Consider the following 22,434-nt stretch of genomic DNA (forward strand, 5'->3'; position numbering starts at 1 on the left):
AGTGTGTCAGGTATCTCATGTGTCGTGGAGTGAGTGGCCATCGGGAGTGAGATCAATTCCATTGTACGACCGGACTCGGTCGCCGTCGTCGCGGACTCGATCAACCTCGAAGTCCACGACGTTTCCGAGCTTCCGTGTGAACCAGCCCTTGTCCGTCGTGCCCTCGATGTCGGTGTCCTCGAGCCAGGCGAGGTACGCCTGAAACAGCTCATCCTCCAGAATTTGTGCTGCCTCAGATTCGCGAACGTACATCGCGGCGAATACCTCGACCGCATCACTGTCTTGCTCGTCGACTACCGGCTGGCCGGTGTCTTGGTCGGGGGCTTCCTCGACGGATTCGGCATCCGTTCCATCGGTTGCTTCAGCTGCGTCACGCTTTGGTACAGAAGAATCACCGTCGGAGGGCCAGAGGACGCCCTGATCGAGGCACTCTGAGAACGGATAGGTCGAACCGTTCTGGTAGAGGAGCGGCGACCCGTCCTCGGGGAGGATCACGATGAGATAGCTATCCAGGTCGTAATCTCGATCGGGTAGTTGCTCACTCGGGAGGAACGGGCGTTTGATCGACACCCAGTCATCCTCGAAGGTGTCGCGGGACTCGTACTGTTGTGTCTCACCGGGCGTGTAGACGGTGTACCGTTCGGTCTCTCGGTCGTAGCTGTAATAGGCAGGCACGGTATCCTTCGAGAGCGAGTCGACGTCGGGGACGCGAGTGAACTCCGTGTCGCCGTCCGAGAGCACGAGGTCGCCGTCGTCGCGCTGCCAGACCGTGCGGTTGGAGTCGCCGGTTCGCGGTCGGACAGCTGTCACGCCGCCTTGCACGGTCGCCCCGCCACCGAACGTCACGACCTCGTCGCAGGTGTAGAATTGCTCGGAGCCGTCGGCGAGTTCACGAAGCGGCGGGGAGCAGATGTTCTCGATTCTGGCCGCCCACTTCGTCGCGTCGTCACCTGGTCGAACCACGAAGATAGGCATCCGATCGGCATGATGTGCTCGAGCGAGGTTCCGGAGGACCTTCGCCGGGCGATCGGGCGTCGTGGTCTCGGCCTCGATAGTGAACGCCGTATCGTAGTCCGGATGGACAGCGGTACCGTCGGGTTGTGTTCGGCCGTCCTGTTCGTGCAGCCGGACACTGAATCCCTGTTCGGTGAGCGCCCGTTCAGCGTCTGTGAGTAACGCGTCGTGGTCGTCACCGCCGGCCGACTGGACGTCACCCGTCGCCGGCGTCACCGCAGCGTTGCCGTCCTCGGAGAGTCGCGTGACGACGGTGTCCCGCTCTCGGTCAAGGTCAACTTCGATGAGCGGCGATGCCTCACGGACGTCCGGCAAGTCGACAGGGTCGACATCGGTCGCTGAGACATCCGTGTCGAAGGCTTCGATGCGAGTCATGAGTTCCGCGTCGACGTCAGGGGTGTCCACCCAGCCGTTCGTCTCACGGACGCCCTCGCGGAGCTGGACGGCACGAATCGCCTCGGCCATCGCCTCCGCAAGCAGCGACTCGACGCTCACTGCTTCGTTGGCGTCGCTGTAGACGAGGTTCTGGAGGATGTCGGCGTCCGTTAACGGGTCAGTCCCGTACCGCTCGAGGCTCTGTTCGATGACGTCGTGGACGGCGTCTGCAGACCGGAGTGGCGGATACACCGGGAACGTGTTCAGCAGAACGGGATCGGAGTACCGGCCGTCCGCCAGCGGGAGTTTCGTCCAGACCTGATACTGGTCTGTTGAGATGAGGTCCTCGGCGTTGTAGCCACGGAATCGCTTCATCAGCAGCCGGGCGTCGTCGACGTCGTTCACCGAGAAGGTCACCAGGGTATCACAGTTGTTCAACATCGCCTTCCGCGTCGGCTCGGCGAGCTGTGAGGGATACTGCGTAGCGAGGGTCACCGAGAGCCGCATCGACCGAGCGCGAGCCAGCATCGATTCGACATCGAGGTTCTCGCTCGCGATCTCGTCGAACTCGTCACACAGGACGAAGTACGGGTCGAGTGGTGGCTCCTGCTCGTAGGAACGCTGCTGGATGGCGCTCCAGAGGTTCCGTAGCACGCCGAGCGTGACCATCTTCTTGATGTCGGTGTTCTCGACGGGCGTGCTGACGATCACGATGCGGTCGTTGGCCACGATGTCGCTGAAATCGATGGTGCTCTCGCGGTGGGCGATGATACGGCGGATGACTGCGTTCTCCACCCAGGTCTTGATGCGCTTCAGAAGCGGACGAACGGTCTCGTCGTCCATCGCAGCGATCTCGAGACAGAACTCTCGGACGTACGGGTCCTCGACGTCGCGTGCGAAGTCCTCGCGGCGGTCGGCGTTCAGCAGCGTGAAGTACATGTCGATCACCGAGAACGGCGTCTCGGACTGCATCATCGCCCGAGCCATCGACTCGGTGATCGACTCCATGTTGACGCCCCAGTACTCGTCGGTGTCGAAGATTGCTTTCAGGTTCTCGATGCGGTTCTCGATCTCGTTTTCACGGGCCGTTCGCGTCTCGCACTCGGGAAGTTCGAGGAAGTTGAGGCCGATCGTTCGGTCGTGCTCAGTGCTCCCGGGCTCGATCCAGACGACGTCGTCAAGGCGATGCCTCGGTAGCATCCGTAGCAGATCTCGGGAGTCGCGGGCCTTCGGGTCGATGTAGACGAATCCGTAGCCGGCGTATGCCCACTGGACCATCATATTGAGTAGCGTGGTCGATTTCCCGTAGCCCGTTGCGCCCGTGATCCAGAGATGGCGGAACAGGGCGTCGAACTGGATGGGTGCCTCACGGAACCCGCGATGCGTGTCCGCGTCGTATCCGATCCAGAGCGGGGGCTGGGATGCCTCGCCAGCTGCTTCGAACATCTCGCGGACCTGCGGGCCGGCGACGGTGCCCTCCTGCTCCGTCTCGGTGATGATGGGCGCCTCGCCGATCGAGATGGTATCCTGTACCGAGATATCGTAGTTGTCACCACAATGGGCCGGTGGAGTAGCTTCGGTCGACTCCTCTGTCGGTGAGGATGACGACGAAGCGGCGGTTCCCATGAACCGCTCAAACATCTCTATCACCCGTCTGGTCGGTCCGCTGGCCTGCAGTTCGATTGCGAGACGAGGCCCATTCCCGGGAACCACTAGTCGGCTGAGACCGGGCTGGAGACTCCCGTTGCTCGACTCCGACGGTAGCCTCGGATTTGCCGGTGAACCGCTCGGTGGCTGCAGGGACACTCACACCGTCGGCTTGGCGCGTCCAGTCGATCGCTGCGATGTCAACCTCGTCGTTCGGTAGATGCACGAGGCCGGCGAGTTCGGAAGTCGTCAGGACGTTCGGCCGCCCCCAGAGTATCCGATGTGTGAGACTCGCTGGGGTGTGAGCGCGCATTGCGGCGGCCTCGAGGACTGCGGGTACGTGGGTTCCAGGGACAAAGCGGGGTTCGAGACCTTGGTCGGTGTGCTCGTGGTCAAAACTGCTGACCGCGTCCGCGACGCGCTGGAGTCGATGGGTTGCTGTCTGCGGGTCAGGCGCGATTGCGACGGCTCGTATTGTCGTCGCGAATGCGGGCCGTCCGACTTGGCCCACGATGTCGTCGGCAGCCTGCGAATCGCGCGTCGACTGCACGACCTCTGGCTCCAGATACCCCTGGACGTGGCCTTTGCGTCGGTCGGCGGCGATGGATCCGACATTGCTCTTCCCGAAGCGGCCGACGATTCCGCGACGCGTCCATCCCTTCCCGACGGGCATGAACACGATCTGCAGCATGACGGTCTCGTCGTCAGCGCCAATGAGTTGCGAGAGGATGGTTCGGTACGCGTCCGCCTCAAGCGCAGGCCGTGAGTCGAGGTGCTTCAGCGGAATTGCAGCGTCCTGGCGAAGCTCCAGATGGCACGCGACAGCGTGCCCTCCAGGGGAAACAGAAGGGAACAGCTCGTCGGTGACGACCTCGGTGTCGCTGTTCGGGTAGTGAGCACTGAGCAGACCGATTGCGTCGTGCGGTTCAGGCGCTCGCAGATGGAACGTGATCGTCCCCTCGTGGAACCAGATTTCACCGGCATAGACGGGCGCGCTCTTAGAGCGTAGGGTGCTCGCAGGCCTCGTATGGAGCCCGCGCAGAAATCGCGGGCCAGCTTCGAGTCCATCCGTATCCACGAAGGGTCGGATTCGAATCAGTGGTTCGTCGGCGGCCGCTTGGTCGATTCTGGTAATCGTCTCGGTCGTCAGTTCGGTGCTCTGGGACGACGATGCCGTGAGTCGATCGAAGAGCATTGATGGGAATCGATTTCGATTGGATTCTGGTCGGCTACTGGTCGTGACGGTCATCTGTGAGTGCAGCGCGAAGCCGCTCGGGGAGTACGTCCAGGATTCGGTCGCGGGCCTGGGGGTCGGCGGGTAATCGGCGGCCGACGTATGCGAGAGCGACACTGGCCGGGATGGCAGCGAGGACACCCGTCACGGGGCCAGCAAACATCCCAGTACGGGGGACTCCGACAGTGATTGCGAGTAGCCCCAGGAGGAGACCGAGCCGGGCCGTGAGTACCCAGGCAGTCCGCGTGGGCTGCCAGAGCTGATGGCGAGGTCGTGCCGGATGGCGAGGTCGATGAACCAGGCGACGCCAGCGGCACCGAGCAGCCAGACGGCGCCAGCGATAATCGCCACCGGCAGTGATGCCGGGAGAAGGCCAGTTTCGAGGCCGAGAATGCACAGCGCACCGACGGCTGCTGTCGCCCCAGCGGCAGCGAGCGTAATCCAGGGCCGCTGATCCCGGCGTCGATACCCGCGTGGGTCATAGCGACCTCGCTCGACGTGGTGGACGGTGTAGGCCAGCCCGATCACGCCACCGACGAGCCACGGTTGCGAAAGGAGAGCTCGCCAGACCGACGCGGTCTCTGTGAGGACTACACTTGCCCAGCGACCGCCAGAAGCGATGTCGCCGTGGAGCGTCCCGACAACCCCAGCGAGGACGACAAAGAGCACGATGGTGACAAGCAGACCGACGAGGCAGGCGGCCACCCGGCGTGCGAACAGTGAGGTGGCCGTCGGGTCGGAGAGCCAGTACGCGAGAAGTTCGCGACACGTTGGCGGCTGGTCTCGCTCTTGGGCACGCTTGGCGCGGACGTCGGCTCGCCACTCCGCAGTCGGCCGATTCACGCACGAGACACAGAGGAGGACCTTGTTCTCGACGGTGTAGACGTTCTCGACGAGGTTGCGGATGACGAACGGATTCCCCTCACCCAGATCCCCATTTATCGAGACGTGAACCGTCGATTGACACGCTTCGCAGGTGGCGCTCTCCCGTCCGAGAACGAGGTACAGCACCGCGCTGAGGCTGTACTCTCGCTTCAACGGTGAGCGGATGTCTGCTGAGCGTGCGGTCTCGTCGATGGGGCAGTACCCATCCGGACAGAGCCACCGAGCGACTGTTCGACCGCAGCTGCTCGTCGGGCCCAGATCGCCACCGTCCGCTATGGGCTCCGGTGACGCAACGTCAGTCACGAAGATCCCCCTCCATCGGTCGCCGCCTCAGGTTGGAACCCGGACGGTGAGTCGCCAGCTGTGCCGTCCGAAGCAGTCGTTGCTGTATCGTCACCGTCGATGATCGCTTCCTCTTCAGGGAGCGCAGTGACGCGGAGTGGATAGGTACCCGCCTCGTCGACGTCGAGTAGCGCGGTACTGAACCCGAGTCCCTCCTTCCCGACGACCGCGTCTCTGACGAACGCGGCCTGGGCGTCGGTCAAGCCCAGCGCGTCGGCGTGCTCTGGCGTGAGGTTCCCTTGTCGGTGCAGGAGCTTGATCGAGGACTGATTGATGAACGTCTCGGCACCCTCCGTGTTGTAGAAGTCCGCGAGTTCCTGGGTCACGAAGTGCAGCGAGAGATCAAGGTGGCGAGAGTGCCGTGTCGTCCGCTTCAACCACTCGACGCTCCCTGGCGCCTCGACGAGATAATGCGCCTCGTCGATCGCGACAATCGTCTTCCCACTGGCGGCTTTCAGACGCTCGTAGACGGCATCGTACAGCGGCTGCATTACGAGGCCAGCCAATGCGTCGTCAGAGCCGCCACCGAACTGCTGGAGGTCGAGATAGATGACGCGGCTGTCCGTAAGGTCAACCTCGGTCTGACCGTTCAGGAACGCGAACTGGCCGCTACTCGTGAACGGCTCGAGGTTCAAGCGAAGGTCCTCGGCGTGCTGTTGCCACTTCTCGAGCTCCCCGTCGGAGTACTCCGTGCCGTCGAGCACCGTCGTCGGGGAGCGAGCGACGTTGCCCAGGACCGAGCGGACGTCACCGATAACTGGACTCTCATTGGTATGCGTCGAGGGATCGGCCGTGATGCCGTGCCTGGCGTACGCCTCGCGGACGCATCGTTCGAGAACCTGCCGCCGGTCGCCCAAGGGTGCGCCGACGTACGCGAAGAACGACCCGAAAAAGTCCATGACGGCACTGATCCGCTCTGTGAACGGGTTCAGGGATTCGTCCTCGAGGAGATGGCCGGGCGTCGGTCGGATCTCCAGTGGGTTGATTGTCCGTGTCCCGCCGATGACGTAGTGTTCTGCCTCGAGGCTGGCCGCGAGACTCGCGAAGCCGCCGACGGGGTCGATCATCACGACGCCCGTATCGCGGTCCTTGGCCACCCGTCGCAGCAGGAGGCGTTTCGTGTCGTAGGATTTCCCGGACCCGATCTCCCCCGCGACGAGCACGTTGTACCCGTTCTCGCGACAGAACCGGTCCAGGTAAATCGGTGCGTTCGTCGACGCGTGATACCCATAGAGGACGCCACTCTCCTCGATCATGGTGCTGGCAGCGAAGGGGAACAGCGCCCCGGCAGCCTGCCCAAGCATCGGCGTCGTCTGCTCGAGGGCGTCCTTCGCGATGGGACTCCCCGTGACGAGAGCATCCGCCTGTCGGTAGGCTGCCGTCTTCGTCGTCAGGCGCTGCCGCTGCAGTTCCGTTCGGATACTCGAGGCGACGTTCTCGACCTGTGATTCGGAGTCGCCACGGATTGTCAGGTAGATGCCGATATCGAGGACGCGTTGAGCGTTCTCCTGGAGCTGCTCGTAGACCGCTTCGTGCTCACGGATCCGGCGCTCCGTGACGGTTGCTTTCGCTGACCCCTGGTTCTGCGCCTCGATGTGGTCGACCTTCAGGGACTTGATGGCGCTCTCGAAGGCGACGAGCGACGTTCGTGGATCTTCCGGGGTCGCGTGGATCGTGACGTCGATGTCGGCGCTGGGATGGGTGCAGATGCGGTCGAGTAAGCCGGGCGAGGCCGACTCCGGGAACCCGGTAACGAAGAGAACCTTCACCCAACGGTCGCCGGTCCGTGCAACGTCGCTCTCGAGACGGACGCCGGACGGCGCCACTCGCGTCGCATGCCGAAGCTCTCGAGTCGTCTCATCCATTGATTCCTCCGATGGGGACGGTGTTTCGGGAGTGTCTCCCACATCAGGGTCAGCATCCTGCTCCTCGTTTAGCTGAACAGTGCTACGCCAGGGAACTAGTCGGCTGAGGTGAGTTCGCAGTTGCATTATCGGGTGTCCTCTGGAGAACCGTCGGTCGACGGGCGATACGTCTCGCGGTCATGCTGGTCGGAGTGCTCGGGCATGACGACGGGCGTTGTACGTAAGTTCGGCCCGTCGTCCGGGTACTCGGCTCGCTGACCGGTCCAGTATTCCTCGACGAGCGTCGTGAGATCAGCCGCCGAGACCGAGTGGACGTCGACACCGTCGACACTCGTCAGCTGGTCGACGAGGTGGCGGCGACGGTCGGTCAGGATCTCGCGTTGCCGCTCGACGACGGCTTCGCGACGGTCGTCGTACAGCAACCAGTCGGCGAGCGGTGGGGCGAGGCGTGGACCAACGACCGGCACGCCCTCGAGCCGCTGAATCCAGGGGTGGCTCTCGAGACTCACAGCCTGTATCGGGACTGGGACCAAGACGTGGTACTGGCGGATGCTGGTGCCGCGTTCGCGGAACTCCTGCGATCGACGGTTCCGATAGACGTCGACGATCTCCTGGAGTGCCGGGGTGGATTGGACGTCCGGGTCGGTGCGGCGGTCGTCGTACGCGGCAGTCATCCGCGCTGGGTCGACACGACGAGCCGACGAATGGATCTGGACGGGGTAGTCCAGCGCGTTCAGGACGTCGCCGAAGCCTCGGGCAGCCCGATTCCAGCGGTCGCTATCGGCGAGTGTGAGGTTCGCCGGGTCGATTCGGACCGCGCCGACCAGCGTCTCGTCGGGCCGGCGGATAGCATCGACTTCTGGTTCGACCGCCCGAACCCGGGTCAACTCCCGGACGTCCGGCGGCGTGTCACTCTCCTCGCTTGCGGTGACCGTTGTGAACGTCATTGTCGAGTCACGGCGATGGTGTGAGATGAAGGACTGCAGGAGGCCGAGTGGCGTGCGATGGTCGGGACAGATGGCGACGTACAGGCCAGCGACACCGAGGATCGCCAAGGAAAGGGCGACGCCGACGAAGAAGCGGTCGGTCGTGAGGACCACGACCTCGAGGACGAGCATCGCGACGCCGAGCACGGGTCCGAGGAACAGCAACTCCGCGTTGGAGATATCGGCGAACGCGAGGAATCCCGAGTCGGATCCGAAGTCGTCGAGAACGCGACGCTCCCAATCCCCGTCCTCCGGGCCGGGGCGGTTCATTGGCCCTCACCTCGTCCAGTGTCTTCACCGCGGGCGTCGAAGACGGCGTCTCGACTCATCCGACTGGCCTCGGCAGAGCTCACACCCCAGTCTGACCCGGCGACCGCTGACGCGTCGTACAGCGTCCCATCCTCGGTACCCCGCAGGTAGATACCGTCGTGGTCGCCGTCGGAATCGTAGGCGTCAACGAATCGGTCGTGCTCACGGACGACGAGTTCGCGGTTCAGCCCGGACGATTCGACCGGCTGGAACTCGCCGTCGTTGACGAACCCCGGCTGGTAGCGTTGGTTGCCTGGGAGGTCGTGTTCGCCCGACACGTTGATTGGCCCGCTCTCACTCGAGGACCCACCGCCAGCACTCACGTTCGTGCCCCCCGCCGTCGGTGACTCGCTGGCTTGCCCCATCGGACCGGGACGGCCACCGGTCGGCGTTTCGGGAGTCGAGACACCGACGGAACCATCAGTTGACGTCCCCGGCCGAGAAGCGCCGTCGGAAACACTGAGCCCACTCCCGAGTCTCGACCCGCTATTCGTACCAGTGGTAACTGCTCCATTGCCCGACCCACCAGGCGAGGCAGCATTCGCGGCACTCTCGGAAGCTGCACTGGCGGCGCTGGTTGCGTCTGCACCTGAACCGGCTCCAGGGCGAGGAATCGACGCATTCCCGGCAAGCGACTGAGCGCCGGATTTCGCTCGGGAGTACATTGCAGCGCCACCGATGCCGGCCATGATACCGCCGGCAGTCCGGGCGGCACGCGAGCCAAGTAGCATCCACAGGGTGGCGACGAGGGCGGCCAGCTGCGTGACGAACGTGACAATCGCGAAGGCGAGCATGCCCGCGATTTCGGCGAACCCGCCGACGGCGACAGCCTCCTCGATGAAGCGCATCATCCCACCGGCCACGTGAGCGCCGGCCCCGAGGACGAGCGCCGCCGGCAGCGGGAAGAACGCAGCGCGGATGAAGATATCCCAGCCGGTCTGCCCAAACTGGCCGACAGTCTGCAGCACACCGCCAGTGTCGAACAGCATGAGCGCCGAGAACACCGGCAGGAAGACCATGAAGGTGAGACACAGGAAGTACGCCAGCAGCGTCGCCACCAGCAGGATGGTCGTGACCGTAGCAGTTCCTAGCCAGAGGAGCCCGGCGAGCAGGCCGGTGCCGAGGATGCTCCCGACGCCGGACTGCGGGCCCATCACGAGTTGGTCGCCGCGTGGTGCAACCGCGAGGATCAACCCGTTCGCGAGGTGGAGGATGAATGCGCCGATCCACCAGGAGCCGAGGGTGAATACGAGGTTTCGGCCGATGTGGCGCTCGATCTGGAATCCATGGGCAGCGAACGAGGCCGCGGGGCGAAACCGACTGGCGAGCGCCACGCCGACACCGAGAACCCATACGAGGAACCCGAGCGGCAGCCCGACTGAGGTCCAGCCTGCATAGGCACCGGCCATTGGCTGGTTCGTCGGTGGTCGAAACACCACGATTTCGGAGCCTTGCTTCGGCGCTGGCCGATGCAGGATCACCTCGAGCACGCTCCGTGCGATGTCCTGGGTTACGTCGAGCGCGCCACCGAGGAGACTCCGCTTGGTGTCCTCGATGGCGTTACAGATCGCCCCCTCAATAGGTCCCTTTCCGTCACACGCATTGTGCGAATCCCCAGTCGCGGCCTCCTCAGTTGTCGTGCTGTTGTTGACCGTGAGATTCACGGTAGACGCAGTGCTCGAGGATACGAGGAACGGTGTGAAGAGGCCAGTCGTCACCAAGCAGATGCTGACGAACAGAATCAATCGACGCCGAGTAAGGGCATCAGTACCCCGCTTGCGTCGAGGACCCAAGTGGCGTTCACAGAACGTAGATTCGAGCATACGAATCGATTGTGGAATGGCGGGGGTGCTCGTGAATCGGGAAGGGCTTCCGGGCTAGAACCACGGGGTGAGTTGCGCGCACTCGGCGATCGAGAAGCCAGCTGCACCGGCGGCTTGTTCGCCAAGCACGATGATGATACCGAAGATCGGGCCGGCGAGCATCGCCATCGTCCCTGAGCGCCGATGCTCGCTCGAGCGCTCCGGGTTCCGCGATAGCCCCGCACGGGCGTGTTTGAAACCACCGTAGAGCAGCCCACCGAGGAACAGCACCCCGGCACCGGTCTGGGCAGCCCACTCGAACAGGTCGATCGCAGGCGTGCCACACAGGCCACCATTGCCGGACTGTGCGGCCGCAACCCCGGACGCCACCACTAGAGCGACCAGCACGATAGCAAGGGGTGAGAGTACACGTCCTCTACTGACGACATCGTAGCTACGTCTCCGAAGGCCTGGATGAGGCGGTGCTGAGTCTCGACGCGTCGATAAACCGATCCACCTCGTAAGCTTCCGAGACCGTTCAACAACCCAACCTAGCGGCCATCGTGTCAGTCTTCGGGGCAGGGACGAACGCTCTTTCATTATTCTTACTACGAATCGTAGTTGATTCCTTTCTAATATATACCCTTGGAATCGTGGAGATTAGCTTATTCGATTCCACCTATGAATCGCCGAGCAGAGTGTGCGACAAACCGCACCATCATATGCATCGAATGGGTAGAGGAACGGAGATGGAGCTCACTGACCTTGACAAAATGATTCTCGACGAGCTACATGAGGGAGCGCGGACCCAGGGCTTTCTCGTCGATGCCACCGGCTCGCCACGCTACAAGGTTCACGAACGGCTACAACTCCTCACCGCTGCCGGGTATATCGAGAACATCCACGAGAATACCGCCCTCTACGAGATTCTCTCAGATCCACGTGATGAAACGGGTTGATCAAGTGAACTACCCCACCCAAATCACGCTGGCGCACTTGCCGATGGTGGAGATTATTCGCTCTGCAACTGGCCTTGTTAGCAGGTGTGGCTCTAGATGGTTTTCTTGGCGCAGAACCGGACGGCATAGTTGAAACACGAACGAGATCGCGAATCACCCGCAATCGGCTCTGTTTAAATTCCCAGTGGCTGATAGGAAATGCGTGTGGAATACAGAGGGCGGATAGAGTAAGTGACCACAGTTTATTTCTGCTTATCTGCCCCGAACCAGCCTTGCGTTCGAACCTGCGTACCGACCGAATCGGGAGAGGGATGATTCCAGCACGACAGTTCTGGATCAGCCGATAGACTGATCCTGTGCACTGCTCGATGGCATCGGTCAGCACTAGAGGACAAACGGCTCGGTATCGGTACCCCGCAGAGTGACTGTCGCTACCCTGAGCATATAGGCGGTGAGGATGATAAACGGTGTTAGAGCGATCGTGAATGCGGCGGCCACAAACGTCAGGAGCGGTGAGAGGCCAAATATCCATATCTGTGGGAGGGCGTTTGCGTTTATAGCCAGAATCGTGGTTGCGGTTGCCAGGATGGCTGGGAGCGAGACGATTAAGAGTGTTCGTGATAACATCGAGAACTCTCGTTTATAATACAACGTCTTGAAAAAATGGCGTCCGATTGTGATCAGTTCGAACGCGCGGATGAGTCCCTCGAACCGTTCTTTACCTCTCTCAGAGAGGACATCGGCATACGCCCTCTGTAATACACGCGAGCGTTGCATCAATGGGCCGAGATTTAAATCGATCCCAAGCCACAGGGAACTGAACTCGCCCCCGCCCGGTTGATCGACGGATTTCTCAATGTATTGGATGGTCTGGAGTATGGTCTCGATGTGGTTTCTGAGTTCCTCGGCATCGCTCCCGTCAAGCTCCTCCGTAACCGTCTCTAACTCGTGTGCTCGTTGGTCAATTTCTCCGACCATCATAGAGAGGAATGATGCCGGGTCGATGGTGGTATGCTCGGTGTCTGTCAGATGACTTAATTCGGTGCGGAACTTGAGGGTGCCTCGAAGACGATCTTCCTGTGCACCGATAGAGATTATATCGTATGAGAGGACAATTGAGTTGATCGATACGACGATCGAGACCAGAAGTATAATCCCTCCCAGGAAGGTGTTGAGTAGCGTCTGGACGGCAGCGGTCTCGGTGAGAAGTTGTTGCATTTCGAACGGCCAAATCGTGCCGATTGCGAGCATAGCGACGAACGTCAACGTGACCAACGCCCCCGTGACGGCATGCCGATTCCCCTCTAAGAGCACCCATTGTACCAGGCTGACGCCACGTCTGCCTGAGGGGTCAGGGAACCAGCCTCGCCAGCCTCCAGACCGGCTCATTTTGTCACCCGAATGGAACAGAAAACACCTGCTGGTTTGACTGATGGAGATTGATTCGAAGCACCCATAGACCGATATAATCGCTGTCTAGCCACTTAACTCACGGCATCGTCATTGTCTCGGACTTGATGTGAACAGAGCCAGAGGGGACAAATGATAACTGGATTCAGGTCTCCTTCCATTCGGTATCCGGAGGAAATGAACGAAACTTCGATTGATGAATACGTACCCTATACCGACCAATCGATAGTGGGTGTCAGAGAAGATCCTGTCTACGTCACCAAATAGTGTATACCCTTGTCCATTATACTCGGCAAGCTACCTAAGCAATGATATCTACACCATCACTCTATTGCAAGAAGCAAACAATATCCCGAGGAGTTCGTACAGATAGCTACTTAGCCTTCGGTTATGGTTTTCTTGAATAGACGCGGAATAGGATACAGTTAGAACCGTGTCGATTTCCATAGACATGACTGGACAGAACAACTAAGGGTAGTCGGGCGATATTGTGATGTATGTCCTATACTATGGACAAACAGGTGGAGGGAGATTTCGGTAATATCGTCGAACAGACAACGGCTGCACTCGAAGACGAAGGCTTCGGAGTCCTCTGTGACATTGACGTCCAACAAACGTTCAAGGAGAAACTGGATGAAGAGTACCAGCAGTACCGTATTCTCGGGGCCTGTAATCCGGAACTAGCTCACGAAGCCCTCGAAAATGAACTGGTCTTGGGAGCGCTCCTTCCGTGTAACGTTATCGTATACGAAACAGATGGTGACAATATCGGAGTAAGCGCCGTCGACCCCGAAGCACTCCTCTCCGTCTCGGATAACTCCGACCTGGATCCGATTGCCGCAGACGTCCGCGACCGCTTCGAGTCCGTTCTGAACGCACTGTAACTAGTTTCGGACGAACTTGGGGGCGTATACGGAACACGATTCCCCGCTGCTAGCAGCCGTATGTAGCGATTTGCTGGATTAGAAAATCGGCGAACGACATATACTACCCTCAGTACACACCCGAGACGTGACACAATCCGACTCACTGAGGACCGTTGGACAACCGGACGCTTCTGCATCGCGACGATTTCACGGACGGTTCACCATTGGCCCCAGCAAGTACGATTACTCCCGACGGGGAATTGCGCGACGCGACTCGAATCTGGAGTCTAACGATGGGTCGTGGTAACATAGTTACGAGACGACGGGCGGTCATCGCAGGAGGCGCGACTCTCGCCTTCGGTGGTGGTGTGGCGTATATGGCCTCCAGTTCAGAGTCGAACGACCAGGAGTACACTCCCAGCGACTCCCATGCTGACGACGGGACGAGTGGCTTCGGCATCGAACTCGCCGGCCGGCCGATTGCGGGGGACACCGACGCTCCCATCGACATCTACTATTGGACGGATTATCTGTGCCCATTCTGCAAGGAGTTCGAGACAGAGACACTGCCGAAGCTTGGGTCAAACCACATCGAAACTGGTGACGTGAGACTCGTCACGCTCTTCTATCCCAACATCGGTGAGTACTCCATGCCGTCCGCCGTCTGGGGTCGGTGTGTCTGGCAACAAGTGGTCGATTCGGGCCCAGGTGCGTTCTGGAAGTGGCACAGTGCGGCCTTCGACGCACAGGCGGGGGACGGACACGACTGGGCCGACGAGGAGACGTTCAGGCAGATTACCGAAGAGACGAACGCAGTCGCGGTCTCCGACGTCGATGCCTGTCGTAATAGTCGCGGTGAGGCAGTTCGAGAGAGCATCAACGATGACCTCGATGCAGGCGTGGCGGCCAATATTCAGGGGACCCCCGGGTTCGTACTCTACAACCGTGAGACAGATACCGCTGGAAAGCTGGTCGGTGCTCACCCGTACGAGAACTTCTCGAAGGCGATAGAGCAGGTGAGAGACGCGTGAACCGGACGCCGACGGTCGAGGCACGCGGCTGGACTCGAGACCTCCTCGAGGCCGTCGTCTATCCGCTCACGTCGAATGCACGGTTGGCGATCGCTGGCTTCGTGACCGCCGTGACGTACGTCGTACTCGTCCTGAGTACGTTCCCGCAGTTCTCCTTCCAGCTCCTCACGCGGAACCCGGCAGACATCGGATACGCGGTCTCGACGCTCACGCGGGAGGTCTACCTCGGCACCGGCTGGATCGGTCTCGGCCTGGTCGCTCTCTACGCGATTCTGACAGGGATCGCGGTGACGAACTCCGTCACGCTCGTTCGACGCGCCAGACACAGGGGGGCTTCAACGGTCGTGGGCGTCCTCCCCGGAATGCTCGCGGCGGGATGTGCGAGCTGTGGCGCCGGCGTCCTCGGCGCCCTAGGGTTCGTCGGCGCGATGGCGATGCTACCGTTCGACGGGAATCTCCTCCGTGCCGGGGGGATCTTCCTGCTTCTCTTCTTCCTCGGGCGAGCCGGCGATCCACGAACGTGTACCATCGGGGGTGATCCATGACGACCGCCTTGAGCGTTCGATCGCTGCCATCGACGAGAGGACGGTCGGAGCGGCCCCACGTGACCCCCAAGCCGTGGGAGGGACCCTAAAGGGCCATGGACGCGGAAGCGACGTCACGACGCGCGAAACTCGGTCTCGCAGGTCTCGCAAGTCTCTGTTGTATCGGGCCTGGAGCGGCTGCGGCGACCGGTGGCGCGGCCGCAGTGGCAGTACGGGCCAGTCTCGTTCAAGTGCTCGTGACCGTGGCCGTACTTGCGCTGATGGGTGCCGTGCTCCGCAGCCGATCAGGGTGCTCGAGGTGTGACGAGTGACCGTCAACTACGTTTTCTCACGGTGACGTCGGGGTTTCCCCTGGTGGGCTGTAATCTGCCAGATCAGGCGCTCGACGTCGACTTCGTCAGCGAGATGAGCATGAGGATCATACCTGTAGAGACAATCACGGCCTGGATGAGTCCTGCCGAGAGTATCGACGTTCCGAAGAGCGTGTAGATGAGACCCTCACATATTGCCCCGCCGCCGATGAAGACGAACCCAGCTGCCACGTAGAGCATCGGCTCGCTGCCGCTTCGTCTGTAACCGTGGTACGCCAGATACGCGACGACGAGGCTCAGCGCGAACGTAAACAGTTTCGCGAGCATCAGTGACGTCTCAATCATGAGTCACCCCTCATATCGCTCCAGAGGCCGGTGAAGCTGTCAGCGAGTTCGTCGCGCGTTTCCAGCGTCAGTTCGAGCGAGCCACCGGACAGCTCGACGTGCAACCCCTCGAGTGCAGTCTCGAAGACGCTCCGGTGAGATCCATCGTCACCGACCGTACGGTGTTCCTCGATGAGCCCCTGGTTCTGTAACATCGAGACTCGCCGGTAGACCGTCGTCAGCGACGCGTCGCACGCCTCGCTGAGATCCTTCGCGGTCATCGGCTTCCGGTCGGCAGCGACGAGGATCCGTCGCGCGTAATCGTCCGCCATGACCTCGAAGACCTCTGACGGCTCCGATGTTCCCTCCCGGTTCACGGACTCGCTTGGGCGTACGTCGAGAAATAGCCCACGATTTGCTGACTCAGAAAATCGTCACAGGCACTTTGTATTCCCTCGGTTTCGGTCGAACTAGCGCCTTCCCCTCGAGACATGACTAATTATCGACTCGCATTCAAACCCGCGATCGGCCTCTACGGCCAACACGATCCGAGTGCCGTCCTCTTCGAAGATTCGACCCCCGTTTTCGGCGTCGAAGAGGAACGGTACACTCGGGAGAAACATGCAACCGAGACGTTCCCCGAACAGGCGATTCAGGCGTGTCTCGATCACAGAGGCCTCGAACTCCAGGATATCGACAGGATTCTCCTCCCGTACGAACCTCAGCTCCGGGGGGAGATCACCCCGAAATACGTCATCGACGCGCTTCGGGCGCCCGGACTGGCTCGGAAACTCTCCGCACTGGAACAGACGGTCGTCTCCGAGATCCGGAGCCGGTTTCTCCCGACGCGGCAGATCGAAAACCGCCTCAGGAGGATCGGCGAGCCGCTCCCGCCGATCGAGACGGTCGCCCACCACAGGTGCCACGCAGCGAGTGCGTTCCACCCCTCCGGCTTCGACGAGGCCGTCGTCCTCACGGTGGACGCAAAGGGCGAGTACGACGCGACAGTCGTCTGGCAAGCCGATGGGGACGGACTGGAACGAATCCGGACCTACGAACACCCCAACAGCCTCGGACTGTTCTTCGCCGTCGTAACGGAGTACCTCGGCTACCGGATGTTCAACGGCGAGGGGAAGGTGATGGGTCTCGCCCCGTACGGCGACGACAATCCCGAAATCGAACGCACCCTCCGAGGGGTAATCGAGACGGGCGTCGACTACGACGTGACCGACCTCACGCAGCGCTGGGGTACCGGTCACGGCGTTTCGATGCTCGAAAAGGCGTTCGGTCGCGCCCGGAACGAGACGCCCGGCGAGTTCGGCCAGTGGGAGAAAGACCTCGCCCACACGGCACAGAAACTGATTGAAGAGACCGTCGTCGCCATCGTCACGGATGCAGTCGAGCTGCTCGACACCAGCAACGTCGCCCTCGCAGGCGGTGTCGCGCTCAACTGCAAACTCAATCAGTGCGTCCGCGAGGCCGCAGTCGTCGACGACATGTTCGTCCAGCCAGTCGCCCACGACGCCGGCCTCGCGCTCGGCGCCGGGTGGTCGCGGTACGAACCGGGGGCCGTCGATAGACAGACGGACGTGTATTTCGGACCCAGCTACGAGAGCGAGGACATCCAGTCGACGCTCGAGACGAACAAGATCGAGTACGCGGAGCCGGACGACCTGGAGCGGTACGTCGCCGAACGGCTGGCCGACGGCGCCCTCGTCGGCTGGTTCCAGGGCCGGATGGAGATGGGCCCGCGGGCACTCGGCGCCCGGAGCATCCTCGCCGACCCTCGTTCCATCGACTCCCGCGACCGCGTCAACCGGTTCGTCAAGCACCGTGAGGAGTGGCGGCCGTTCGCGCCGTCGATGCTCGAGTCGGCCGCCGCAGAGTACCTCGTCGACGGACGGCCGGCACCGTTCATGATCGACGCGTACGACGTCGCCGACGAGAAGACCGACGAGCTGGCGGCGGTTCTCCATCCGGCCGACGACTCGACGCGACCGCAGACTGTCCGTGCCGACCAACACCCGCGGTATCACCGGCTCATCTCGGAGTTCGCCGACATCACGGGCGTGCCCGTCGTCCTCAACACGTCATTCAACGATCACGCCGAACCGATCGTCCGGACGCCGACGCAGGCGATCAAGGACTTCTACGGGATGGGACTGGACGTGCTCGCACTCGAGGATGTCGTCGTCGAGAAGGAGCCCACGTCGTCGAAACAGCGGCGTTACGACGCCGAAGCAGAGTCGCTACGACACGCAGGTCGGACATGACCGCCGGGAGAGAATGTAGATCAATCCCGCCAGGATAGCTACCGAGACCACGCCGAGGACGGGACGGATCGGATCGAAGTACGTCATGAGCGCGGACGAACTGAACAGTGCCAGCAGGAAGGCGTTACAGATCGGACAGCCCACCGCGAGGAAGCCCCCGGCGAGCCCACCAATCGCCAGCCGGCCTTCACCGGTCGTCGCGGCTGTCTCGTCGTCACTGGTCGTGGTGGCGTTCCGCTGGGCGACGTAGACGCCCGCCAGTAACGCCGTCGACACCAGGAGCACGTAGTCGATCGGCGTCCGGGGAACCATCCGTACGTACAGTGGGTTCGGTATGAGCCCGGTGACGAGACCGAAGAGCAGGAACACGCCCATTCCGATGGCTATGCCCCACGCGGCAGCCCGACGGTCAGCCCGAATCGAGCGTCGGAGCTCGTTCATGGACATAGACTCACCCCGAGCGCAGTCTCACGTGACCGTCGAGACACGCTCCATTCGTCGGTTGCATTCGCAGCATCGCGCGAACTCCTGTCGACCGGCGACATTCGGCTGGTCCGACGAAGGGCTCCCTGATAGCTCCAGTCCCGATTTGCTGGGTCAGCAAATCGGCAGTCCCGTTTACGTCCCCGTAGCGAGAACGATACGACGAGTAATCGAACCCCCTATGACGAACCAATTCGACCGGACGGATCTCACGTCTCGACGCCGTCTGCTGGCGGCAGTGAGTTTGAGTGCTTCTTCGGCGGCACTCGCCGGCTGTAACGACGTACTTCCGGGGGGCGGGACTGGTGACTCGAACCAGAATGGGTCGCCAGATAACGGTGAGACCGACGTCGCTGAGACGCCGACCGGCCCGACTCGGTGGCCGGCCATCGAGACCGGTGAACTGCTCTCGTCCTTCGAGAACCTCGAGGAGTGGTCCGCCGAAACCGGCGAGATATCTGCCGCTCCCGACGAGGCGCGGACCGGGTCACAGGCGGTGGTCGTCGAGAGCGACGGTGCCCAGGCGAGGGTGAGCATCGAGTTCCCGGACGGGATCGACATGACTGGCTGGGATCTCTCTTTCGCAGTCAAACCGGAGTCCGCTGACCGGATTCGTGTCGAATACCACGCGCCCTCCAGTGGCGAGCGCCTCGGCAGTGCACGGGTGGTCCCCGACGGATTCGACGAATGGTTCCGGCTGGACGCCGGATACCAGCAGAAACCGGGCAACGAACCCGACCTGTCGAACGTGAGCCGGATCAACATCATCGCCGACGGGCCCGACGGCGGTCCGAGTAGACTGCTGGTCGACGACCTCCGTCGGACCGAATCGGCATCGGTGGGCAAAGTGGTGTTCGCGTTCTACGGGGGCCACCAGTCCCACTACGAGGTTGCCGCCGACTTGCTCGAGGAACGCGACTGGGCCGCGGCCGTCCCCGTTGCTCCCGACGCCATCGGCAGCGGCGACCGGATGGGTAACGAGCAGCTCCGCGAACTCAGTGATCGCGGCTGGGACATCTGCCCGCTTCCCGAGGTCTCGACGCCACTCCGCGACCAGTCTGAGTCCGAGCAGCGAGCGATCCTCGAGGATAGCCGCGACGCCCTCGCCAGCGAGGGCTTCGAGGACGGCGCCCGACATCTGTTCGTCCCCGATAGCGGGATGGACGCTACCACCTACGAACTCGCCAGGGGCATCCACGACTCGGCGTTCCTCTACAACTCCGGGACGACCGGGGTGCCACCCACCGAGATGCACATGGTCCCGATGATCTGGGGACCCGCACTCCATACTGGCGTTCGCCGCCACACCAACCTCTCCGACCAGTACGACCTGCTCACGGTCCTCCGTATCCCGCCGATCGTCGACGAAGACGATGCTGGTGGCGACGGAAACCTGATGTCACTCGATGATTTCTGGCTGCTCCTGGAGCACGTCGAACAGCGCGGACTCGACGTGGTCACGCCCTCCGACCTCGTCGATGGATCGTGGGAGCACGATGGCGATGCCGACGAGACCACCGACCGCGACCGGCCGAGTGGCGTCCTTCTCGAGGAGGGCCAGGCTGCCCAGTTCGATGGCACCGGCCCAGCGACCACTCGGTCGTTCGACCTCGACGAGGGAGTCGTCGTCGCGAACGTCACTCACGAGGGCGGTGCACCAATCACCGTCGACGTCACCTGGGGCGAGGAGCCTGCACCCGACGAGAATCTGTCGACGATGTCGGGGGCTACGACCGGAACGTCACTCATGGCCGTCGACGAGGGGACCTATCGTCTCGAGGTCGACGCAGCGAACGCGTGGTCGGTCGACCTCTCCCAGCCATCGGTCCACGGCGACGACCTCCAGGACCTCCCGGTCGAGGCTGACGGTTCCGGATCGGCGTACGTCGGGCCACTGTGGACACAGGGTGACGTCAGAGTGGTCGCGACCCACGACGGCGACGGCGAATTCATCGTCGACGGGTACGGCGCGGATGGCAGCTGGGAGGTGCTCGTCCACCGCACGGGTGCGTTCGATAACTCGCGGTCCTACAGGGCGGGTGGAGCCGTCTGGCTCAACGTCGAGGCTGACGGGAACTGGACGCTCGAAGTCACCAACGCGTGATACGGAAACGCATCCCCTGACGGGACACGAGAAGCGAGAGGCGCGTCTCCACCGCTGAACGAAACGTGATATTCGTCCCACTTCGATGGGCGTAGCCGGATCGAAGAGGGGACGAACCCGCTATTCAGAGGGAAAGAGCGCTTCCAAAGTGCGGCTGGGTAGCCGAATCTCGACTACTGTCGTCAGTTCGCGGCGCAGTTGTTCGGCCCGAGTTCGAGGTCCGTTGCGTCGTCCGTCAGCGGTTCCTGGCCCCAGTTGATGGCCTTGATCTGGTTGTAGTTGGCCGGTTCGTCGGAGAGACCTTCGACGATGGTGTCGACGAACTGCTCGCGATCGTCCATCCCGAACAACTCGTTGTCCATCTCGAGGTCGCCGAGCGTCGTCGCCAGCGGTCGGACGTCCTCGTCGTCGAAGTGCCCCGGGAGGACGACCGTGTCGTCCGGGAGGTCCGCGAGACGCTCGAGGCTCTCGAAGAGGTCGCTCGCAGCCTCGCGAACCTCTGTCTCGGCGCTCCCCTCGAGGTCGGGGCGTCCGACGCTCTGGATGAACAGTGTGTCACCCGAGAGCAGCGCCTCGCCGAACTCGAAGGAGACGCTCCCGGGGGTGTGACCGGGAGTGTGCTTGACGCTGAGCTCGCGTTCTCCAACGTCGATGGCATCGCTGTCCTCGATCGGAGTGTAGTCGTCGAGTTCCCCGGAGTCGTCGGGATGCAGATAGTACGGGACGTCGAGTTCGTCGGCGAGTAGCGGCGCGCCGCTGATGTGGTCGGCGTGAGCGTGCGTATCGACCGCCGCGACGATCTCGACATCGTGCTCGGCGGCGACGGACCCATACTCGTCGGTGTAGAGGCTCGGGTCGACGACGACGCCTTCGTCGCCGTCGGCGACGAGATACGAGACACATCCGGTTCCGGGGCGGACGATCTGGGTCACCCCATCGAGGTCTGAGAGCTCGTAGGTGACGTGGACCTTCCCCCAGCCGTTCATCCCGTTGTCCATCGACTTGGCGTCGTAGCCACGGTCAGCGAGGAAGCCGGCTGCGTCCGACGACGTCACGCCGGCGACACAGACGACGACGATCTCCTTGTCCTCGGGGAGTTCGTCGAGTGATTCCTCCAAGCCGTCGAACTCGCCGTCGAGCAGCTGGTCGTAGATGGGAAGGTTGTAACTCCCGTCGATGTGCCACTCCTCGTAGTCGTCCTCGTTGCGGACGTCGAGGACGAACAGGTCGTCGTCGTCACGTCGGTCGGCGACCTCGTTGGGGTCGATCGTGGGACTCTGGAAATCAGTATTGCTCATCTCACCCAATATTACGAACTTGCGACGTAAAAGGGTACCGCTGCGCTGAACAGGTAGTCCGTACGTATCCAACCTCGAAGCTCCGAATATCGTATCTGACTACGTCAGGTCTTCGACTGATCCCGAGAGATAGCGTCCTCGGCAGTAGCCCATTGTGGTTGCAATCCCAACCGTTCTGTGCGCCAAACGACGGTCACTCCTGAACCCGCCGGGTAGAATGCCTTCACGGTGAGTCCCCGGCCCTCGAGACGGTCGCACGGACCACCTGTCGGGATGACTTGGACACCATCGTCACGGTCTGTAGGTATCTCTGTCCGGATTAACGGCTGAAACTAGCATCGGAAGTTCAACCCGAAGTGGTCTGCTGTGTC

18 protein-coding genes are annotated in these 22,434 nt (G+C 62.1%); 6 read left to right on the forward strand and 12 right to left on the reverse strand.

Annotated features, from left to right (window positions below):
* Window positions 1–15: 15 nt before the first annotated feature.
* The 7 genes from HWV07_RS11520 to HWV07_RS11550 all read right to left on the reverse strand — a co-directional run bounded on the left by HWV07_RS11520 (window position 16) and on the right by HWV07_RS11550 (window position 10,852).
* Window positions 16–3,030 carry a TraM recognition domain-containing protein gene (locus HWV07_RS11520; RefSeq protein WP_178336057.1) on the reverse strand — a complete coding sequence of 1,005 codons (3,015 nt, stop codon included), beginning with the start codon at window positions 3,028–3,030 and terminating at the stop codon, window positions 16–18.
* Window positions 3,023–4,231, reverse strand: a complete 1,209-nt coding sequence (locus HWV07_RS11525) for a DUF8128 domain-containing protein (RefSeq protein ID WP_178334441.1) — start codon at window positions 4,229–4,231, stop codon at window positions 3,023–3,025. The genes HWV07_RS11520 and HWV07_RS11525 overlap by 8 nt, the downstream gene beginning before the upstream one ends.
* 183 nt (window positions 4,232–4,414) lie before the next feature.
* Window positions 4,415–5,458, reverse strand: a complete 1,044-nt coding sequence (locus tag HWV07_RS11530) for a hypothetical protein (RefSeq protein WP_178334442.1) — start codon at window positions 5,456–5,458, stop codon at window positions 4,415–4,417.
* Window positions 5,455–7,404: a VirB4 family type IV secretion system protein gene (locus HWV07_RS11535; protein ID WP_178334443.1), complete on the reverse strand. Its 1,950-nt coding sequence runs from the start codon at window positions 7,402–7,404 to the stop codon at window positions 5,455–5,457. The genes HWV07_RS11530 and HWV07_RS11535 overlap by 4 nt, the downstream gene beginning before the upstream one ends.
* Window positions 7,405–7,487: 83 nt before the next feature.
* Window positions 7,488–8,618 carry a TraC-like domain-containing protein gene (locus tag HWV07_RS11540; protein ID WP_178334444.1) on the reverse strand — a complete coding sequence of 377 codons (1,131 nt, stop codon included), beginning with the start codon at window positions 8,616–8,618 and terminating at the stop codon, window positions 7,488–7,490.
* Window positions 8,615–10,375 (reverse strand): TrbL/VirB6 family protein, encoded by a 1,761-nt coding sequence (locus tag HWV07_RS11545; RefSeq protein ID WP_178334445.1) that lies wholly within the window; start codon window positions 10,373–10,375, stop codon window positions 8,615–8,617. Before HWV07_RS11545 ends, HWV07_RS11540 begins: the two co-directional genes overlap by 4 nt.
* 159 nt (window positions 10,376–10,534) lie before the next feature.
* Window positions 10,535–10,852, reverse strand: coding sequence for a hypothetical protein (locus HWV07_RS11550; protein WP_178334446.1), 318 nt, complete (start codon window positions 10,850–10,852; stop codon window positions 10,535–10,537).
* Between the two features lie 356 nt (window positions 10,853–11,208).
* Between HWV07_RS11550 and HWV07_RS11555 the strand changes: the two genes are divergently transcribed.
* Window positions 11,209–11,418 carry an Lrp/AsnC family transcriptional regulator gene (locus HWV07_RS11555; RefSeq protein WP_178334447.1) on the forward strand — a complete coding sequence of 70 codons (210 nt, stop codon included), beginning with the start codon at window positions 11,209–11,211 and terminating at the stop codon, window positions 11,416–11,418.
* A gap of 384 nt (window positions 11,419–11,802) precedes the next feature.
* Here the strand turns inward: HWV07_RS11555 and HWV07_RS11560 are convergent, their stop codons facing one another.
* Complete coding sequence (locus HWV07_RS11560) at window positions 11,803–12,807, reverse strand: DUF7972 family membrane protein (RefSeq protein ID WP_178334448.1); 1,005 nt, start codon at window positions 12,805–12,807, stop codon at window positions 11,803–11,805.
* 518 nt (window positions 12,808–13,325) lie between these two features.
* Here HWV07_RS11560 and HWV07_RS11565 point away from each other — a divergent pair.
* The 3 genes from HWV07_RS11565 to HWV07_RS11575 all read left to right on the forward strand — a co-directional run bounded on the left by HWV07_RS11565 (window position 13,326) and on the right by HWV07_RS11575 (window position 15,270).
* Complete coding sequence (locus HWV07_RS11565; RefSeq protein WP_178334449.1) at window positions 13,326–13,712, forward strand: DUF302 domain-containing protein; 387 nt, start codon at window positions 13,326–13,328, stop codon at window positions 13,710–13,712.
* 359 nt (window positions 13,713–14,071) lie between these two features.
* Window positions 14,072–14,725 (forward strand): DsbA family protein, encoded by a 654-nt coding sequence (locus HWV07_RS11570; RefSeq protein ID WP_178334450.1) that lies wholly within the window; start codon window positions 14,072–14,074, stop codon window positions 14,723–14,725.
* Window positions 14,722–15,270, forward strand: a complete 549-nt coding sequence (locus HWV07_RS11575; protein WP_178334451.1) for a hypothetical protein — start codon at window positions 14,722–14,724, stop codon at window positions 15,268–15,270. Before HWV07_RS11570 ends, HWV07_RS11575 begins: the two co-directional genes overlap by 4 nt.
* Before the next feature lie 374 nt (window positions 15,271–15,644).
* Here HWV07_RS11575 and HWV07_RS11580 read toward each other — a convergent pair whose 3' ends face one another.
* Both HWV07_RS11580 and HWV07_RS11585 read right to left on the reverse strand, forming a co-directional pair.
* Window positions 15,645–15,926: a DUF7521 family protein gene (locus tag HWV07_RS11580; protein WP_425487789.1), complete on the reverse strand. Its 282-nt coding sequence runs from the start codon at window positions 15,924–15,926 to the stop codon at window positions 15,645–15,647.
* Window positions 15,923–16,237: an ArsR/SmtB family transcription factor gene (locus HWV07_RS11585; RefSeq protein ID WP_178336059.1), complete on the reverse strand. Its 315-nt coding sequence runs from the start codon at window positions 16,235–16,237 to the stop codon at window positions 15,923–15,925. Before HWV07_RS11585 ends, HWV07_RS11580 begins: the two co-directional genes overlap by 4 nt.
* A gap of 159 nt (window positions 16,238–16,396) precedes the next feature.
* Between HWV07_RS11585 and HWV07_RS11590 the strand changes: the two genes are divergently transcribed.
* On the forward strand, window positions 16,397–18,178 hold the full coding sequence (locus HWV07_RS11590; protein ID WP_178334452.1) for a carbamoyltransferase family protein: 1,782 nt from the start codon (window positions 16,397–16,399) through the stop codon (window positions 18,176–18,178).
* Here HWV07_RS11590 and HWV07_RS11595 read toward each other — a convergent pair.
* Entirely contained in the window at window positions 18,155–18,625 is a 471-nt protein-coding gene (locus HWV07_RS11595) for a hypothetical protein (RefSeq protein WP_178334453.1), read from the reverse strand. The genes HWV07_RS11590 and HWV07_RS11595 overlap by 24 nt on opposite strands.
* A gap of 217 nt (window positions 18,626–18,842) precedes the next feature.
* On the opposite strand from HWV07_RS11595, the gene HWV07_RS11600 reads away from it, so the two are divergent.
* Complete coding sequence (locus HWV07_RS11600; RefSeq protein ID WP_178334454.1) at window positions 18,843–20,765, forward strand: polysaccharide deacetylase family protein; 1,923 nt, start codon at window positions 18,843–18,845, stop codon at window positions 20,763–20,765.
* A 182-nt stretch (window positions 20,766–20,947) separates the two neighbouring features.
* On the opposite strand, the gene HWV07_RS11605 is transcribed toward HWV07_RS11600, so the two are convergent.
* Entirely contained in the window at window positions 20,948–22,063 is a 1,116-nt protein-coding gene (locus HWV07_RS11605; protein WP_178334455.1) for an MBL fold metallo-hydrolase, read from the reverse strand.
* Between the last annotated feature and the right edge of the window lie 371 nt (window positions 22,064–22,434).

The sequence above is a fragment of the Natronomonas salina genome (assembly GCF_013391105.1).
Classification (GTDB): domain Archaea; phylum Halobacteriota; class Halobacteria; order Halobacteriales; family Haloarculaceae; genus Natronomonas; species Natronomonas salina.

Excerpts from the sequence above, each read along its gene's own strand:
- HWV07_RS11520 (WP_178336057.1), bottom strand. The coding sequence starts at position 3,030 with ATGTTTGAGCGGTTCATGGGAACCGCCGCTTCGTCGTCATCCTCACCG.
- HWV07_RS11525 (WP_178334441.1), bottom strand. The coding sequence starts at position 4,231 with ATGCTCTTCGATCGACTCACGGCATCGTCGTCCCAGAGCACCGAACTG.
- HWV07_RS11540 (WP_178334444.1), bottom strand. The coding sequence starts at position 8,618 with ATGAACCGCCCCGGCCCGGAGGACGGGGATTGGGAGCGTCGCGTTCTC.
- HWV07_RS11555 (WP_178334447.1), top strand. The coding sequence starts at position 11,209 with ATGGAGCTCACTGACCTTGACAAAATGATTCTCGACGAGCTACATGAG.
- HWV07_RS11560 (WP_178334448.1), bottom strand. The coding sequence starts at position 12,807 with ATGAGCCGGTCTGGAGGCTGGCGAGGCTGGTTCCCTGACCCCTCAGGC.
- HWV07_RS11565 (WP_178334449.1), top strand. The coding sequence starts at position 13,326 with ATGTCCTATACTATGGACAAACAGGTGGAGGGAGATTTCGGTAATATC.
- HWV07_RS11570 (WP_178334450.1), top strand. The coding sequence starts at position 14,072 with ATGGCCTCCAGTTCAGAGTCGAACGACCAGGAGTACACTCCCAGCGAC.
- HWV07_RS11580 (WP_425487789.1), bottom strand. The coding sequence starts at position 15,926 with ATGATTGAGACGTCACTGATGCTCGCGAAACTGTTTACGTTCGCGCTG.
- HWV07_RS11585 (WP_178336059.1), bottom strand. The coding sequence starts at position 16,237 with ATGGCGGACGATTACGCGCGACGGATCCTCGTCGCTGCCGACCGGAAG.
- HWV07_RS11590 (WP_178334452.1), top strand. The coding sequence starts at position 16,397 with ATGACTAATTATCGACTCGCATTCAAACCCGCGATCGGCCTCTACGGC.
- HWV07_RS11595 (WP_178334453.1), bottom strand. The coding sequence starts at position 18,625 with ATGTCCATGAACGAGCTCCGACGCTCGATTCGGGCTGACCGTCGGGCT.
- HWV07_RS11600 (WP_178334454.1), top strand. The coding sequence starts at position 18,843 with ATGACGAACCAATTCGACCGGACGGATCTCACGTCTCGACGCCGTCTG.
- HWV07_RS11605 (WP_178334455.1), bottom strand. The coding sequence starts at position 22,063 with ATGAGCAATACTGATTTCCAGAGTCCCACGATCGACCCCAACGAGGTC.